The sequence below is a fragment of the Streptomyces sp. NPDC093109 genome (assembly GCF_040701725.1).
GTDB lineage: Bacteria > Actinomycetota > Actinomycetes > Streptomycetales > Streptomycetaceae > Streptomyces.
The window spans coordinates 1-16011 of the sequence record NZ_JBFBEZ010000066.1 but is presented as its reverse complement, the minus strand read 5'-3'; the positions used below and the strand labels follow the sequence as shown (position 1 = coordinate 16011).

11 protein-coding genes are annotated in these 16011 nt (G+C 73.1%); 6 read left to right on the top strand and 5 right to left on the bottom strand.

All coding sequences use genetic code 11. The features are described 5' to 3' along the window. Positions 1 to 77: 77 nt before the first annotated feature. The 3 genes from AB0389_RS35805 (at position 78) to AB0389_RS35795 (ending at position 4740) form a co-directional block, all read left to right on the top strand. Positions 78 to 1259 (top strand): CaiB/BaiF CoA-transferase family protein, encoded by a 1182-nt coding sequence (locus tag AB0389_RS35805; RefSeq protein WP_366399751.1) that lies wholly within the window; start codon positions 78 to 80, stop codon positions 1257 to 1259. Continuing rightward, positions 1256 to 2470 carry an acetyl-CoA C-acetyltransferase gene (locus AB0389_RS35800; protein WP_366399750.1) on the top strand — a complete coding sequence of 405 codons (1215 nt, stop codon included), beginning with the start codon at positions 1256 to 1258 and terminating at the stop codon, positions 2468 to 2470. Before AB0389_RS35805 ends, AB0389_RS35800 begins: the two co-directional genes overlap by 4 nt. 71 nt (positions 2471 to 2541) lie before the next feature. Beyond that, on the top strand, positions 2542 to 4740 hold the full coding sequence (locus AB0389_RS35795; protein WP_366399749.1) for a 3-hydroxyacyl-CoA dehydrogenase NAD-binding domain-containing protein: 2199 nt from the start codon (positions 2542 to 2544) through the stop codon (positions 4738 to 4740). 45 nt (positions 4741 to 4785) lie between these two features. On the opposite strand, the gene AB0389_RS35790 is transcribed toward AB0389_RS35795, so the two are convergent. Further along, a complete protein-coding gene (locus AB0389_RS35790; protein ID WP_366399748.1) occupies positions 4786 to 4938 on the bottom strand; it encodes a hypothetical protein in 153 nt (50 codons plus the stop codon). Positions 4939 to 5010: 72 nt separating this feature from the next. Beyond that, the gene (locus AB0389_RS35785) at positions 5011 to 6084 is read right to left on the bottom strand and encodes a LacI family DNA-binding transcriptional regulator (protein ID WP_366399747.1); all 1074 of its coding nucleotides are present in this window, start codon (positions 6082 to 6084) and stop codon (positions 5011 to 5013) included. Between the two features lie 188 nt (positions 6085 to 6272). On the opposite strand from AB0389_RS35785, the gene AB0389_RS35780 reads away from it, so the two are divergent. Continuing rightward, positions 6273 to 8270, top strand: coding sequence for a Xaa-Pro dipeptidyl-peptidase (locus tag AB0389_RS35780; RefSeq protein ID WP_366399746.1), 1998 nt, complete (start codon positions 6273 to 6275; stop codon positions 8268 to 8270). After that, a complete protein-coding gene (locus tag AB0389_RS35775) occupies positions 8270 to 9568 on the top strand; it encodes a M14 family metallocarboxypeptidase (RefSeq protein WP_366399745.1) in 1299 nt (432 codons plus the stop codon). The genes AB0389_RS35780 and AB0389_RS35775 overlap by 1 nt, the downstream gene beginning before the upstream one ends. A 4-nt stretch (positions 9569 to 9572) precedes the next feature. On the opposite strand, the gene AB0389_RS35770 is transcribed toward AB0389_RS35775, so the two are convergent. Continuing rightward, complete coding sequence (locus AB0389_RS35770) at positions 9573 to 10535, bottom strand: FAD-dependent oxidoreductase (protein ID WP_366399744.1); 963 nt, start codon at positions 10533 to 10535, stop codon at positions 9573 to 9575. Between the two features lie 191 nt (positions 10536 to 10726). Here AB0389_RS35770 and AB0389_RS35765 point away from each other — a divergent pair, with 191 nt between their 5' ends. Continuing rightward, positions 10727 to 12364 carry an ABC-F family ATP-binding cassette domain-containing protein gene (locus AB0389_RS35765; protein WP_366399743.1) on the top strand — a complete coding sequence of 546 codons (1638 nt, stop codon included), beginning with the start codon at positions 10727 to 10729 and terminating at the stop codon, positions 12362 to 12364. 77 nt (positions 12365 to 12441) lie between these two features. Here AB0389_RS35765 and AB0389_RS35760 read toward each other — a convergent pair whose 3' ends face one another. After that, the gene (locus AB0389_RS35760) at positions 12442 to 14856 is read right to left on the bottom strand and encodes a Tex family protein (RefSeq protein WP_366399742.1); all 2415 of its coding nucleotides are present in this window, start codon (positions 14854 to 14856) and stop codon (positions 12442 to 12444) included. A 126-nt stretch (positions 14857 to 14982) separates the two neighbouring features. After that, entirely contained in the window at positions 14983 to 15840 is an 858-nt protein-coding gene (locus AB0389_RS35755; protein WP_366399741.1) for a hypothetical protein, read from the bottom strand. Positions 15841 to 16011: the final 171 nt, after the last annotated feature.

Genomic DNA, 16011 nt, shown 5'->3' with positions numbered 1-16011 from the left:
TCTAAGCGCTTGCTCGTTTAGCATCGCGGTGTGACATCGGGTGGGCCGGAATCCGGCCCTGAGCGCACGGGAGCCTCATGGCAGCGACAGGAAGCGGTCCGCTGACCGGCGTACGCGTGGTCGAACTGGCCGGGATCGGCCCCGGGCCCTTCGCCGCGATGACGCTCGCCGACCTCGGCGCCGACGTCGTACGCGTCGACCGGCCCGGCGGTCCCGGACTCGGCATCGATCCGGCGCACGACCTCACCAACCGCAACAAGCGCTCCGTGCTCATCGACCTCAAGACCCCGCAGGGCGCGGCCCGTGTCCTCGAACTCGCCGAGCGCGCCGACATCCTGATCGAGGGGTACCGGCCGGGCGTCGCGGAGCGCCTCGGCATCGGCCCCGATGTGTGCCTGGCACGTAATCCGCGGCTCGTGTACGGGCGGATGACCGGCTGGGGCCAGGAAGGACCGCTCGCCGAACGGGCCGGGCACGACATCGACTACCTCGCCGTCAGCGGCGCGCTCTCCATGATCGGCAAGGCCGAGGAGCCGCCCGCGCTGCCGGCCAATCTGCTCGGCGACTACGCGGGCGGCGCGCTCTACCTGGTCATCGGGGTGCTCGCGGCGCTCCAGCACGCCCGTACCCCGGACGGCGCGGGACAGGTGGTCGACGCGGCGATCGTGGACGGCTCCGCCCATCTCACCACCATGTTCCACGCGATGATGGCCGCCGGCGGCTGGCAGGACCGGCGCGGCGCCAACCTGCTCGACGGCGGCAGCCCCTTCTACGGTACGTACGAGACGTCCGACGGCGCCTATATGGCGGTCGGCGCGCTGGAGCAGCGCTTCTACCGCGAGTTCACCGAACTGCTGGGCATCGCCGACGAGTTGCCCGCCCGTACGGACTTCGCACGCTGGGACGAGCTGCGGGAGGCCGTCGCCGCCCGGTTCCTGACGCGGACCCGCGCCGAGTGGACGGCGGTCTTCGAGGGTTCGGACGCCTGCGTGGCGCCCGTACTCACACTCCGCGAGGCACCCGCCCACCCGCATCTGGTGGCCCGCGCCACCTTCACCGACCACGCGGGCACCCTCCAGCCCGCTCCCGCGCCCCGCTTCTCCGCCACCCCGGGGTCCCTGCGCAGGCCGCCCGCGAAGCCGGGCGCGGACGCCGCCGAGGTCGCCCGCGACTGGGGGCTGCCGGACCCGGACCCGGCCCCCGCCGATGGGCCCGACGCATCCGACGCATCCGACCGAACCGAAAGGCAGTCGCCGTGAGTACCGAAGCGTTCGTGTACGACGCGATCCGCACCCCGCGCGGCCGAGGCAAGGCCAACGGCGCCCTGCACGGCACCAAACCCATCGATCTCGTCGTCGGCCTGATCCACGAGATCCGCGCCCGGTTCCCCGCGCTCGACCCGGCGGCCATCGACGACATCGTCCTCGGTGTGGTCAGCCCGCTCGGCGACCAGGGCTCGGACATCGCCCGGATCGCGGCCGTCGCCGCCGGACTGCCCGACTCCGTCGCCGGAGTGCAGGAGAACCGCTTCTGTGCCTCCGGCCTCGAAGCCGTCAACCTGGCCGCCGCCAAGATCCGTTCCGGCTGGGAGGATCTGGTCCTCGCGGGCGGCGTCGAGTCGATGTCGCGCGTGCCGATGGGCTCCGACGGCGGTGCCTGGGCGATGGACCCGATGACCAGCTTCGCGGTCGGCTTCGCCCCCCAGGGCATCGGCGCCGACCTGATCGCCACCCTCGGCGGCTACAGCAGGCGCGATGTCGACGAGTACGCGGCGCTCTCCCAGGAACGGGCCGCCGCCGCGTGGAAGGAGGGCCGCTTCGCCCGCTCGGTGGTGCCGGTCCTGGACCTCAACGGACTCACCGTCCTCGACCACGACGAACACCCGCGCCCCGGCACCACCGCCGACTCGCTCGCCGCGCTGAAGCCGTCCTTCGCGGCGATCGGAGAGGCCGGCGGCTTCGACGCGGTCGCGCTCCAGAAGTACCACGGGGTCGAGGCGATCGACCATGTCCACCACGCGGGCAACTCCTCCGGCATCGTGGACGGCGCGGCGCTCGTCGCCATCGGCTCCCGGGAGACCGGCGAACGGTACGGGATGACGCCGCGCGCCCGGATCGTCTCGGCCGCCGTCTGCGGCTCCGAGCCGACGATCATGCTCACCGGACCGGCCCCCGCCAGCCGCAAGGCCCTCGCCAAGGCCGGGCTGACCATCGACGACATCGACCTCGTCGAGATGAACGAGGCGTTCGCCGCCGTCGTCCTGCGCTTCGTCGACGACATGGACCTCACCCTCGACAAGGTCAATGTCAACGGCGGTGCCATCGCGCTAGGCCACCCGCTCGGGGCCACCGGCGCCATGCTCCTGGGCACCCTCGTCGACGAACTGGAGCGCCAGGACAAGCGGTACGGGCTCGTCACGCTCTGCGTCGGCGGCGGCATGGGCGTCGCCACCGTCGTCGAACGCGTCTGACCGGCCCGGTCCGCACCCGATCCCCGTCCCGGCACTCCCCGATACGGAACTCCCCGATACGGAGCAGCAGCATGAGCGAGCCCACCGCCCCGGCCTTCCCCGACTCCCCGGCCATCCGCTGGGAGCGGGACGACACCGGCGTCGTCACCCTGGTCCTCGACGACCCGGACCAGTCCGCCAACACCATGAACCAGGCGTTCCGGGACTCCGTCGAGGCGGTCGCCGCCCGCGCCGAGGCCGAGCGCGACGCGATCCGCGGCATCATCGTCACCTCCGCCAAGAAGACCTTCTTCGCGGGCGGCGACCTCAAGGAGATGATCACGTACGGCCCGGCGGACGCCCGGCGGATCTTCGAGGGCGGCATGGCCGTCAAGCACGCCCTGCGGCGCATCGAGACCCTCGGCAAGCCCGTCGTCGCCGCGATCAACGGCGCTGCCCTGGGCGGCGGTTACGAGATCGCCCTCGCCTGCCACCACCGCATCGCCCTCGACGCCCCCGGCTCCCGGATCGGGCTGCCCGAGGTCACGCTCGGTCTGCTGCCCGCCGGTGGCGGGGTCACCCGTACCGTACGGCTCCTGGGCATCGCCGACGCGCTGCTCAAGGTGCTGCTCCAGGGGACCCGGTACACCCCGGCGCGCGCCCTGGAGAACGGGCTGGTCCACGAAGTCGCCGCCACCACCGAGGAGATGCTCGACCGGGCCCGCGCCTTCATCGACGCCCACCCGGAATCGCGGCAGCCCTGGGATATCAAGGGGTACCGGATCCCCGGCGGTACGCCGTCGAGCCCGCGCCTGGCCGCGCAGCTCCCGGCGTTCCCCGCGAACCTGACCAAACAGCTCGGGGGCGCCCCGTACCCCGCGCCGCGCGCCATCCTCGCGGCGGCCGTCGAGGGCTCGCAGGTCGACTTCGAGACCGCGCAGACCATCGAGGCCCGCTACTTCACCGGTCTGGTCACCGGACAGACGGCGAAGAACATGACCCAGGCGTTCTTCTTCGACCTCCAGAGCGTCAACTCCGGCGCGAGCCGCCCCGAGGGCATCCCGCCGCGCGAGGTCCGCCGGGTGGCCGTCCTCGGCGCCGGGATGATGGGCGCGGGCATCGCGTACGCCTGCGCGCGCGCCGGCTTCGACGTCATCCTCAAGGACGTCTCCCAGGAGGCCGCCGACCGCGGCAAGGCGTACGCGGAGAAGCAGCTCGCCAAGGCGCTCGCCCGGGGCCGTACGACCGGGGCCGACCGCGACGCGCTGCTCGCCCGGATCACCCCCGCGGCCGACCCCGCCGCGCTCGCCGGCTGCGACGTGGTGATCGAGGCGGTCTTCGAGGACACCGCGCTCAAGCAGCGGGTGTTCCAGGAGATCCAGGACATCGTGGCCCCCGACGCGCTGCTCTGCTCCAACACCTCCACCCTGCCCATCGGCACGCTCGCCGAAGGCGTCTCCCGGCCCGCCGACTTCATCGGACTGCACTTCTTCTCCCCGGCCGACCGGATGCCGCTCGTCGAGATCATCAGGGGTGCGGCGACCGGCGACGAGGCGGCGGCCCGCGCCTTCGACCTCGTACGCGCCCTCGGCAAGACCCCGATCGTCGTCAACGACGCACGCGGCTTCTTCACCTCGCGGGTGATCGGCCAGTTCCTCAACGAGGGCGTCGCCATGCTCGGCGAGGGCATCGAGCCCGCCTCCGTCGAACAGGCCGCCGCGCAGGCCGGCTACCCCGGCAAGGTGCTCGCGCTGATGGACGAGCTGACGCTCACCCTGCCGCGCCGTATCCGCGACGAGGCCAAGCGGGCGGAGGAGGAGGCAGGACGCACCTGGACCGGCCACCCCGCCGAGTGGGTCATTGACCAGATGGTGGACGAGTTCGGCCGCACCGGCCGGGCCGCCGGCGCGGGCTTCTACGAGTACGACGAGAACGGCGCCCGGGTCCGGCTCTGGCCCGGGCTGCGCGAGCACTTCTGTACGGACGCCACCGACGTCCCGTTCCGCGACATGAAGGAGCGGATGCTCTTCGCCGAGTCGCTGGACGCCGTGCGCTGTCTGGAGGAGTCCGTCCTGGCCTCGGTCGCCGACGCCAACATCGGCTCGCTCCTCGGTATCGGCTTCCCGGCGTGGACGGGCGGCGTGCTCCAGTACATCAACGGCTACGAGGGCGGCCTGCCCGGCTATGTCGCGCGCGCCCGCGAGCTGGCGGAGCTGTACGGCGAGCGCTTCGAACCGCCGGTGCTGCTGGTGGCCAAGGCGGAGAAGGGCGACACGTTCACGGACGCCTGACGCCTGACCCCGGCCTCTGCCGTGACCCGCCCGGCCGCCGCCGTATCAGCCCTGCTCCGCCGTCAGATGGGCGATGACCATGTCGTCCAGCAGCGCGCGGCAGTGCTCGCGGCGGCCGGGCGCGGGGGAGCTGAGTGAACCGAGCCGGGACGAGGCCGCGATGTGCGCGGACACGCGCGCGGACGCGCGCGCGGACACGACTTCGGGAACGGTGAAGTGATCCGTGACCGGGGAGCCGTGACCCGTGACCCGTGACCCGCCAACCCGGGATCAGGCCGAGGCGCGCCGTATCAGCGTGGTCGGGGTGATCACCGAGGCGGGCGCGGGACCGCCCTCGGACTTCCGCGCCCCGGCCGGCTCCGGGAGCGCCCGGCCCAGGTCGCGCAGCAGCAGCCGCGCCATCAGCCGGCCCATCCCCTCGACGTCCTGCCGGACGGTGGTCAGCGGCGGGTCGGTGGCCGCGGCGACCGCGTCCATGTCGTCGAATCCGACCAGCGCCACCTCGCCGGGCACCGCCCGGCCGCGCTCCTTGAGGACGCGCAGGGCGCCCGAGGCCATCAGATCGTTGGCGGCGAAGACCGCGTCCAGATCGGGGCACCGCTCCAGCAGCGCCGCCATGGCCAGCGCCCCGCTCTCCTCGGTGAACGCGCCCTCGGCGATCAGCGCCGGATCCGCGCCGGGCGCCAGCTCGTCCCGGTAGCCGTCGAGCCGGTCGAGCGCCGAGGTCTGGTCGAGCGGCCCGGCGATATGCGCGATCCGCCGCCGGCCCAGTCCGCGCAGATACCGCACCGCCGCACGGGCGCCGCCCCGGTTGTCGGCGTCCACGTACCGCACCCACCCCGCCAGGTCCGCCGCCGGCCGGCCGCCGTATACCGTCGGCAGCCCGGCCCGCCGGATGATCGCCGGGATCGGGTCGTCGGCGTGCAGTGAGAAGGCGAGCGCGCCATCGGCGTGACCGCCCGCGAGATAGCGCGCGAGCCGGTCGTGGTCGCCAGGACCGTCGAGCAGGAGCAGCACCAACTGGGTGTCGTGCGCGGACAGTTCCCTGCTGATGCCGCGGATCTGCCGGGAGAAGAACGGATCGGAGAAGATCCGCACCTCCGGCTCGGCGATGATCACAGCGACCGCGCCGGTGCGCCGGGTCACCAGGGTGCGGGCCGCGTGGTTCGGTACGTACCCCAGCTCCGCCACGGCCCTGCGCACCTTCTCGGCCAGCGCCTCGCGCACCCCCGCGCCGCCGCGCACCACCCGGGAGGCCGTGGCCCGGGAGACGCCGGCCCGCGACGCGACGGCTTCGAGCGTCGGTCGGGACCCGGGAAACGGCTCGGGCGGCTCGGACGGCACGGCGTGCGCTCCTCGGCGGGGGACAAAGCGGGACCGGGCACAGCGTAACCGCTCCCATCGCCCCGCCGGGAGCGCTCTCACCTCCTGCCGGACGCCGCCCACGACCGTACGGATCCGGCCGCCGCCGTCCCGGCCGTACCGGACAGGCACTCTTTTGAACGGGAGTTGACCGGGGTAGCTTCCGCCCCATGGAGATCCGAGCGCGAGGAGCCCGCTGGTCGTACAGAACCCTGGTCGCGGTCGCGTCCGCCGCCCTGTGCGGGGTGCTCGTCGCCCCGGCGGGAGCGGCACACGCCACCGGGCCGGCCCCGGCCGCACCGCCGTCGAAGGTGAAGGTGAGCGAGCCGGTCCACTCGTACGAGAACGCCATCCGCGAGACCGTCTGGGTGGACACCGGGCTCGACGGGGACGGCGACGGAAGGACCGACCGCGTCGCCGTCGACATCGTCCGCCCGTCCGAACCCGCCCGCCGGGGCCGGAAGATCCCCGTCATCATGGACGCCAGCCCGTACTACTCCTGCTGCGGCCGGGGCAACGAGAGCCAGCGCAAGACGTACGACGCGGACGGCAACCCGCTGAGTTTCCCGCTCTACTACGACAACTACTTCGTCCCCCGCGGCTACGCCTTCGCCGCCGTCGACCTCGCCGGCACCAACCGCTCCGACGGCTGCGTCGATGTCGGCGGACGCTCCGACATCCAGTCCGCCAAGGCCGTCGTCGACTGGCTGAACGGCCGCGCCCCCGGCTACGCCACCCTGACCGGCACCACCGCCGTACGCGCCGACTGGAGCACCGGCGCCACCGGCATGATCGGCAAGAGCTACGACGGCACCGTCGCCAACGGCGTCGCGGCCACCGGCGTCAAGGGCCTCAGGACGATCGTTCCCATCGGCGCGATCAGCTCCTGGTACGACTACTACTTCCAGCAGGGCGCACCCCTCTACAGCTCAGGACCCGACTGGCTCTCCAACTACGTCGAGAGCCCCGCCGCCCGCGCCCGCTGCCAGGCCGTCCAGCGCGACCTCGTCGACGGAGCGCCCCGGAGCGGCGACCGGACCCCGCTGTGGAACGAGCGCGACTACGTACGCGACGCCCGCAAGGTGAAGGCCAGCGTCTTCGCCGTCCACGGCATGCAGGACCTCAACGTCCGCACCAAGCACCTCGGACAGTGGTGGGACGCCCTCGCCGACGCGGGCGTCGAGCGCAAGATCTGGCTCTCCCAGACCGGCCATGTCGACCCGTTCGACTTCCGCCGCACCGCCTGGACCGACACCCTGCACCGCTGGTTCGACCACTATCTCCTCGGGTACGCGAACGGCATCGACCGCGAACCCATGGCCGACATCGAGCGCGCCCCCGACCAGTGGTCCACCGACCGCGTCTGGCCGCCGCGCACCACCGCCACCACCACCCTGCGCCCCGGTACGGGCGGACTCCCCGGCGTCGGCACCCTGACCCGTACGGCCGCGAAGCCCGGCGCCACCGAGACGTTCACCGACGACCGGCGCCTGGGCGAGCAGGACTGGGCCGCCGCCGTCGACCGCTCCACCGCCGCCAAGTCGGGCTTCGTCACCGCCCCCCTCAGCCGGCCGCTGCGGCTGTCCGGCTCCTCGAAGGTCACCGTCACCGCCACCCCGTCCACCACCGGCGCACACCTCTCCGCCGTCCTCGTCGACCTCGGACCCGACACCATCAGGGACTACGGCGCCGCCGGCGAGGGCATCACCACCCTCACCGAACGCACCTGCTGGGGGCCGAGCACCACCGCCGACAGCTCCTGCTACCGGGAGACCGCCACCCGCACCGCCACCGTGGGCCACACCGTCTTCAGCCGGGGCTGGGCCGACCTCGGACACCCGGCCCCGGACGGCCCGCTGGTCCCCGGGACCCCGTACACCGTCACCCTCGAACTCGCCGCGAGCGACCATGTCGTGCCGGCCGGCCACCGGCTCGCCCTGATCGTGGCGGGCACCGACCGCGGTCTCGTCGACCCGCCCGCCACCACCCCCACCCTCACCCTCGATCTGGCCCGGACGGCCGCGCGGCTGCCCCTCGTAGGCGGCGCCGCCGCGTTCGACCGCGCCACCACCGGCACCGTCCCGTCGTACAGCACACCGCCCGCGTCCCGCCCGAGCGGTGTGGCCCCCCACCGTCCGACCCAGCCGATCCCGGGAGACCGCAGTTGATGACACTCCGCCCCCGACTCTCTCTCGCCCTGGCGATGGCCACCGCGGCGCTCGTCGTCCCGACGACCACGCTCCCCGCCCAGGCCGTCACCGCCCAGGCCGCCCCCGCCTCCGCACCGCCGCGCACCGGCTTCGAGGCCAACGGCGGTACGGCCTGGACCAGTCAGCCGCAGGAACAGGAGTTCCTCGCCGAGGTCGCCCGGGGCGGCGCCGCCTCCCTCACCACCATCGGCACCACCGAACGGGGCCGCCCGCTCCAGCTCGTGGAGCTCGGCGCCCGGCACGCGCCCGCCACCGTCCTGCTCGTGTGCAGCCAGCACGGCAACGAGCCCTCCGGCCGCGAGGCGTGTCTGACGACGGTCCGCGATCTCGCCTACGCGAAGGACAGCGCCACGAAGCGCTTCCTCGCCCGCACGAGCGTCCTCGTCCTGCCCACCGCCAACCCGGACGGCCGCGCCGCCAACACCCGCGGCAACTCCCACGGCGTCGACATCAACCGCGACCACATCGAACTCGCCACCGCCGAGGGCCGCGCCATGGCCGCCGTCATCCGCGACCGGCGGCCGGACATCATCTACGACCTGCACGAGTACGGCGCCACCCCGCCCTACTACGACAAGGACCTCTTCGACCTCTGGCCGCGCAACCTCAACACCGATCCCCATGTGCACGACGAGTCGCAGGCCCTGTCGGAGCGGTACGTCCGCCCCGCCGCGAGCGCCGCCGGCCACTCCATCGGCACGTACGGCATCTGGACCGACCCGGTCTCCGGCGATCCCATCCGGCAGACCGCCGGCGACGGCCAGGAGCGCATCCTGCGCAACGCGTCCGGCGTCAAACACGCGATCGGACTGCTCATCGAGAGCCGCGTCAACCCGCTCACCGACGCGGAGAAGGCCGATGACGCGCTCAACAACCGGCGCCGGGTGACCAGCCAACTCGACGCGCTGAAGGGCCTGTTCACCTTCACCGACGAGCGCCGCGGCCGGATCGCGGTCGCCACGGCGAACGCCCGGCTGGCCGGCCTCGCGGACCGCGGACCGATCTACCTCGGCGGCGCGGACAACGAACCCGCCACCCCCGAGCAGACCATCCAGAACCCGCCCTGCGGCTACCGCCTCGACGCCGCCCAGTACGCGGACGTCAAGGAGCGGCTCGCCCTGCACGGCGTGCTGGCCGTCCCCGTGGGCAAGGGCGCCTTCGTACCGCTGCGGCAGTCGCAGCGCACCCTGGCGGCGCTGCTCCTCGACGAACGGGCCGAGTACCACCTCACGGAGGGGACCCCCGTGGCCTGCTGAGCCGTCAGCCCACCGCCAGCCGCGCGGCCTCCGCCGCGCACCCCCAGGCCACGGTGACACCCGCGCCGCCGTGCCCGTAGTTGTGCACCAGCCGTCCGCCGCCCGGCAGGGGTACGGCCTCCAGCCGTACCCTCGGGCGCGCGGGCCGCAGCCCCACCCGGTGCTCCAGCACCCGCGCCCCGGCCAGCTCGGGTCTGATCCTGACGCAGCGCGCGACGATCGCGTCGGCCTCGGCCGCGTCGGGCCCCAGATCCCAGGAGTGGTCGGTCGAGGTCCCGCCGAGCAGCACCCCGTACGGCTGCGGAAAGACATAGGTCATCTCGACCGTCCCGGGCACCGTCCCCACGAACCACTCGGCTATCCCCGGGTTCTCCACGATGACGACCTGCCCGCGCACCGGATGCACCGACGGATCCGACGCCAGCTCCCTGGCGCCGAGCCCGGTGCAGTCGACCACCACCTCCGCCTCGCGGGCCGGCTCGTCGAAACCGGTCACCGTACGCCGCTCCACCAGCGCGCCCGCCGCCCGCAACCGCGTCTTGAGATACCGCAGATGGACCGGCATGTCGATCAGCGGCACGGTCGCCCGCAGCCCCTGGCCGAACCCCTCCGGCAGCTCCCCCGCGTGCGCCTCGCGCAGCCCGCGCACCTTCGTGGCCCAGCTGCCGAGACCGTCGATCGGGGTGTCCGTCATCAGCCCGGTCACCATCCGCACCCCGGTCCGCTCCGGCGTCAGCGCGAGCTCCTCGTAGTGGCGCAGAGACTGCTCCAGCCAGCCGGCGACCCGGTGGGCGGGCTCGATGCGGTACGGCCAGAACAGCGCGCCCGCCACCGCCGAGGTGGTCCGGGCGACCGGATCGCGGGTCCACAGCCCGACGCGACGGCCGCTCTCCGCGAGAACCAGCGCGGTGGTCAGCCCGATGACCCCGCCGCCGACCACGATCACATCGCTCTTGCTGCCGCTCATGCCCCGGACCGTAGCGGAATCCGGCTGCCAGGCCCATTCGGCGGGTGGACCGCGGCCGAATCGGGGTGGGTCCCGTACACGATCGTGACCATGGTCACGATCCCGGCGCACCGCGGCGCCCGCGCCCGACGGTGTGCCCGCGCGGCACGGTGTGCCCCGTTCCGCGGCCCCCCGTTAGGATCGGCGGTCTGATGACTGCCACGCTCGTAGCCAAGGATCTCGCCGCAGGACACGGCGACCGCTCACTCTTCTCGGGACTCGACCTGGTCGTCGCGCCCGGTGATGTGATCGGACTCGTGGGCGCCAACGGCGCCGGAAAATCCACCCTGCTCCGGCTGCTCGCCGGACTCGACACCGCCGAGCAGGGACAGCTGCGGCTCTCCCCGCCGACCGCCGCCGTGGGCCATCTGCCCCAGGAACCGGAGCGCCGCGCGGGCGAGACGGTACGGGCCTTCCTCGGCCGCCGTACCGGCGTCACCGCCGCGCAGACCGCGCTGGACGAGGCCACCCAGGCGCTCGTGGACGGCGCGCCCGGCGCCGACGACGCCTACGCCGTCGGGCTGGAGCGCTGGCTGAGCCTCGGCGGCGCCGATCTGGACGAACGCGCCGAGGAGACCGCCGCTTCGCTCGGCCTGACCGTCGGCCTCGACCAGCCCATGACGACCCTCTCCGGCGGCCAGGCCGCCCGCGCGGGCCTCGCCTCGCTGCTGCTCTCGCGGTACGACATCTTCCTGCTCGACGAGCCCACCAACGACCTCGATCTGGGCGGCCTCGAACGCCTGGAGAACTTCGTCACCGGCCTGCGCGCCGGTACGGTCGTCGTCAGCCACGACCGGGAGTTCCTCGTCCGCACCGTGACCAAGATCCTCGAACTCGACCTGGCCCAGCAGAAGATCACCCTCTTCGGCGGCGGCTACGAGGCGTACCTCGAAGAGCGCGAGACGGCCCGCCGCCACGCCCGCGAGGAGTTCGACGAGTACGCGGACAGGAAGTCGTCGCTGGAGGCCCGCGCCCGCACCCAGCGCGCCTGGATGGAGAAGGGCGTCAAGAACGCCCGCCGCAAGGCGACCGACAACGACAAGATCGGCCGCAACCTCCGTACGGAGTCCACCGAGAAGCAGGCAGCCAAGGCGCGCCAGACACAGCGGCTGATCGAGCGCCTGGACGTCGTCGAGGAGCCACGCAAGGAGTGGGAGCTGCGGATGGAGATCGCCTCGGCCGACCGCTCGGGCGCGGTCGTCGCGGTGCTCAACGGCGCCGAGGTGGTACGGGGCGGCTTCCGCTTCGGCCCGGTGACGCTCCAGATCGACCGGACCGACCGCGTCGCCATCACCGGCGCCAACGGCAGCGGCAAGTCCACCCTGCTGGCGGCCCTCCTCGGCCGCCTCCCGCTGGACGCGGGCCACGCGTCACTGGGCTCCGGCGTGGTCGTCGGCGAGGTCGACCAGGCCCGCGCGCTCTTCCACGGACCGGAGACGCTCCTCGACGCGTTCCGCCCGGCCGTCCCCGACACCGAACCGGCCGAGATCCGTACGCTCCTCGCCAAGTTCGGCCTCAAGTCGGACCATCTGAGCCGCCCGGCGACGACCCTCTCCCCGGGCGAACGCACCCGCGCGGCCCTGGCACTGCTCCAGGGCCGGGGCGTCAACCTCCTCGTCCTGGACGAGCCCACCAACCACCTGGACCTGCCGGCCATCGAACAGCTGGAGTCGGCACTCGACTCCTACGACGGCACGCTCCTCCTGGTCACCCACGACCGCCGCATGCTGAACGCGGTCCACACGACCAGGCGCTTCGAGGTGGAGGCCGGCCGGGTGACGGAGGCGTAGCCCCGTCGCACCGGACGGTGGGCGGGGCCGCAGCCGCCGCCCACCGTCCGAACGGCCCGCTACCTACCGCTTACCGCTTACCGCTTACCGCCGCGTCCCGGGTCCGTGAGCCCGGCCCGCCGCAGTGCGTCGGCCATCGCGCTGTTCGCCGGAGCCGGCGCGGACCTGGCCGCACCGGACTGCGGCGCCGCCGCACCCTGCCGTCGGCCGCCCCCGCCGCCGCCCTGCCGCTGCTGGGGCGCGCGGCCACCGCCTCCGCCACCGCCTCCGCCACCGCCTCCGCCCGCCGACCGTTCCTGCTTCGCCTGGCCCGTGGGCGCCTCGTCGTCCAGCCGCAGCGTCAGCGAGATCCGCTTGCGCGGGATGTCGACGTCCATGACCTTGACCCGGACCACATCGCCCGGCTTCACGACCTCGCGCGGGTCCTTGACGAAGTTCCGGGACATGGCCGAGACATGGACCAGCCCGTCCTGGTGCACCCCGATGTCCACGAACGCCCCGAACGCCGCGACGTTCGTCACGACGCCCTCCAGCACCATCCCGGACGCCAGGTCGCCGAGCTTCTCGACGCCGTCCTTGAACGTGGCCGTCCTGAAGGCCGGACGGGGGTCGCGGCCGGGTTTCTCCAGCTCGCGGAGGATGTCCGTGACGGTCGGCAGCCCGAAGGAGTCGTTCACGAAGTCACCGGGCTCCAGCGACCGGAGCACGGAGGTGTTCCCGATGAGCGAGGCGACCTCGCCGCCGGTGGTCTTCACCATCGTCCGCACCACCGGATACGCCTCGGGGTGCACGGACGAGGCGTCCAGCGGGTCGTCCCCGTCCCGGATGCGCAGGAAGCCCGCGCACTGCTCGTACGCCTTGGGGCCGAGCCGCGCCACGTCCTTGAGCGCGCGCCGGGACCGGAAGGGCCCGTTGGTGTCGCGGTGGGCGACGATGTTCTCGGCGAGGCCCGCGCTGATCCCCGACACCCGCGAGAGCAGCGGCGCGGACGCCGTGTTGACATCGACGCCGACGCCGTTGACACAGTCCTCGACGACGGTGTCGAGCGAGCGGGAGAGCTTCACCTCGGACAGGTCGTGCTGGTACTGGCCGACCCCGATGGACTTGGGGTCGATCTTCACCAGCTCGGCCAGCGGGTCCTGGAGCCGCCGCGCGATGGAGACCGCGCCGCGGATCGACACGTCCAGCTCCGGCAGCTCCTGCGAGGCGAACGCGGAGGCGGAGTAGACCGAGGCACCGGCCTCGGAGACCATCACCTTGGTGAGCTTCAGCTCCGGGTGCCGGGCGCACAGCTCACCGGCGAGCTTGTCGGTCTCCCGGGAGGCCGTGCCGTTGCCGATGGCGATGAGATCGACCGCGTGCTCCTTCGCCAGCCGGGCGAGCCTGCTGAGCGACTCCTCCCAGCGATTGGCCGGAACGTGCGGGTGGATCGTGTCCGTGGCGACGACCTTGCCGGTGGCGTCGACCACGGCGACCTTCACCCCGGTACGGAACCCGGGGTCGAGGCCGAGCGTGGCGCGCGTCCCGGCCGGCGCGGCCAGCAGCAGATCCCGCAGGTTCGAGGCGAAGACGCGGACGGCCTCGTCCTCGGCGGCGGTGCGCAGCCGCAGCCGCAGATCGAGCCCGAGGTGCGTCAGGATCCTGGTCCGCCAGGCCCACCGCACCGTGTCACCGAGCCACTTGTCGCCCGCGCGGCCCCGGTCGGCGACGCCGAAGCGCCGCGCGACCATGGTCTCGTACGTGCTCGGTCCCGGCTGCTCGGACGGCTCCTCGGGCTCCATGACCAGATCGAGAACATCCTCCTTCTCGCCCCGGAACATGGCGAGGACCCGGTGCGAGGGCAGCTGCGGGAAGGCCTCGGCGAAGTCGAAGTAGTCCGCGAACTTGGCCCCGGCCTCCTCCTTGCCGGAGCGCACCTTCGCGACGAGCCGGCCCCGGGTCCACATCCGCTCGCGCAGCTCACCGATGAGGTCGGCGTCCTCGGAGAACCGCTCGGTGAGGATGGCGCGGGCGCCCTCCAGCGCGGCGGCCGGGTCCGCGACGCCCCTGTCGGCGTCGACGAACGCCGTCGCGGCGGCGAGCGGTTCCACCGAAGGATCGCCCAACAGCCCCTCGGCGAGCGGCTCCAGACCGGCCTCACGGGCGATCTGCGCCTTGGTGCGCCGCTTGGGCTTGAACGGCAGGTAGATGTCCTCCAGGCGCGCCTTGGTGTCGGCGGACCGGATGGCCGCCTCCAGCGCGTCGTCGAGCTTGCCCTGCTCCCGTACGGAGTCCAGGATCGCGGCCCGCCGGTCCTCCAGCTCCCGCAGATAGCGCAGCCGCTCCTCCAGGGTGCGCAGTTGCGCGTCGTCGAGCATCTCGGTCGCTTCCTTGCGGTAGCGCGCGATGAACGGCACGGTCGAGCCGCCGTCGAGCAGCTCGACAGCGGCCCTCACCTGCCGCTCGCGTACGCCGAGTTCCCCGGCGATCTTGCCTTCGATGGATGTCGTCACGATCACGCTCCGCTGTTCTGTCGTCCGCCGTCTGCATTGTGGCAGGTGGCGCTGACAATGGCGGGCGCGACCGGCGGGCGGGCGGCCGGTGGGAGCCGTACGTGCCGAAGCCGAGGCCGCGGGCTCTCAGCCGAAGACGTGGGCCGGGATCGCCCCGGCCGCCAGCGCCGCCGAGGTGAAGCCCGTCGCCAGCTCGGTGAGCCTGGCCACACCCGCCGCGCCCAGGTGCTCGTACGGTGCCCGGTCCAGCCGGTCCGTGTCGTTCTCCAGCTCCTTGCGGAGCCGGGTGCCCGCCTCGGTCAGCTTGCCGCCGGTGTCCAGCAGGCCGCGTCCGCGCAGCCGCTCCTCGGCCGCCTCCCACTCCGCCGTGCTCCACCCCCGGCTGTCCAGGATCCACTTGGGCGACATGCCCCGGCCGCTCGCGGTGTGGCTGACCAGCGCCTCCAGCGGGTCGAGCTCGGCGGCCAGCAGAAGGGCGAGATGCCCGTCGCCGCGGTGTTCGCGCAGCACGGCCGCCGCTTGCCAGAGCGCCAGATGGGGTGCTTCGGGCACCGGCAGACCGGCGTTGGCCGCGTGGAGCGGGCGGCCGGGGCCGGTGGCCGCCTCCGCGGCACGCAGCGCCAGCCCGGCCGCCTCGGCCAGCTCCGCCGAGGCGATGGCCTCCTCGCCGAGCAGCCGGCGCAGCAGCGTGTCGGTGGCGCGCAGCCGCGCGGCGAGCGCCTCCTCGGGGGAGACCTTTTCCCAGACGCCCGGCACATGCCGGGCGACATGGTCGTGCTTGAAGTTGTAGAAGGTCGCGGTGACGGTCCCCGCGCCGACGCGGCCGAGCGGTGCGGAACGGGCCGCGAAGTAGGCGGTCCGCGCGTCGTCGACCCCGAGGAACGTGAACTCGCGGGTGAGGTCGGGGGAGAAGTAGAGGGCCGAGTGGAGTGGATTGACGACGGCGTGACAGCGCCGTCCGGCACGCTCGGGCAGTGTGGTCATACCGGCACGTTACCGACTGGTTGGTACGGCCGGAACCCCGGTGACACGCATGAGGGGCGCGCCACAGCGCGGTCGGTCTAGGGCCTGTGTGGGGTTGTGATCTGGATCAGGGAGCGGGGCGTGGTGCGTGCGATCGCAAGGCGCCGAGAGGCCCTCGTAGCGGAGCTACTA

Excerpts from the sequence above, each read along its gene's own strand:
- AB0389_RS35805 (WP_366399751.1), top strand. The coding sequence starts at position 78 with ATGGCAGCGACAGGAAGCGGTCCGCTGACCGGCGTACGCGTGGTCGAA.
- AB0389_RS35795 (WP_366399749.1), top strand. The coding sequence starts at position 2,542 with ATGAGCGAGCCCACCGCCCCGGCCTTCCCCGACTCCCCGGCCATCCGC.
- AB0389_RS35780 (WP_366399746.1), top strand. The coding sequence starts at position 6,273 with ATGGAGATCCGAGCGCGAGGAGCCCGCTGGTCGTACAGAACCCTGGTC.
- AB0389_RS35775 (WP_366399745.1), top strand. The coding sequence starts at position 8,270 with ATGACACTCCGCCCCCGACTCTCTCTCGCCCTGGCGATGGCCACCGCG.
- AB0389_RS35770 (WP_366399744.1), bottom strand. The coding sequence starts at position 10,535 with ATGAGCGGCAGCAAGAGCGATGTGATCGTGGTCGGCGGCGGGGTCATC.
- AB0389_RS35765 (WP_366399743.1), top strand. The coding sequence starts at position 10,727 with ATGACTGCCACGCTCGTAGCCAAGGATCTCGCCGCAGGACACGGCGAC.
- AB0389_RS35755 (WP_366399741.1), bottom strand. The coding sequence starts at position 15,840 with ATGACCACACTGCCCGAGCGTGCCGGACGGCGCTGTCACGCCGTCGTC.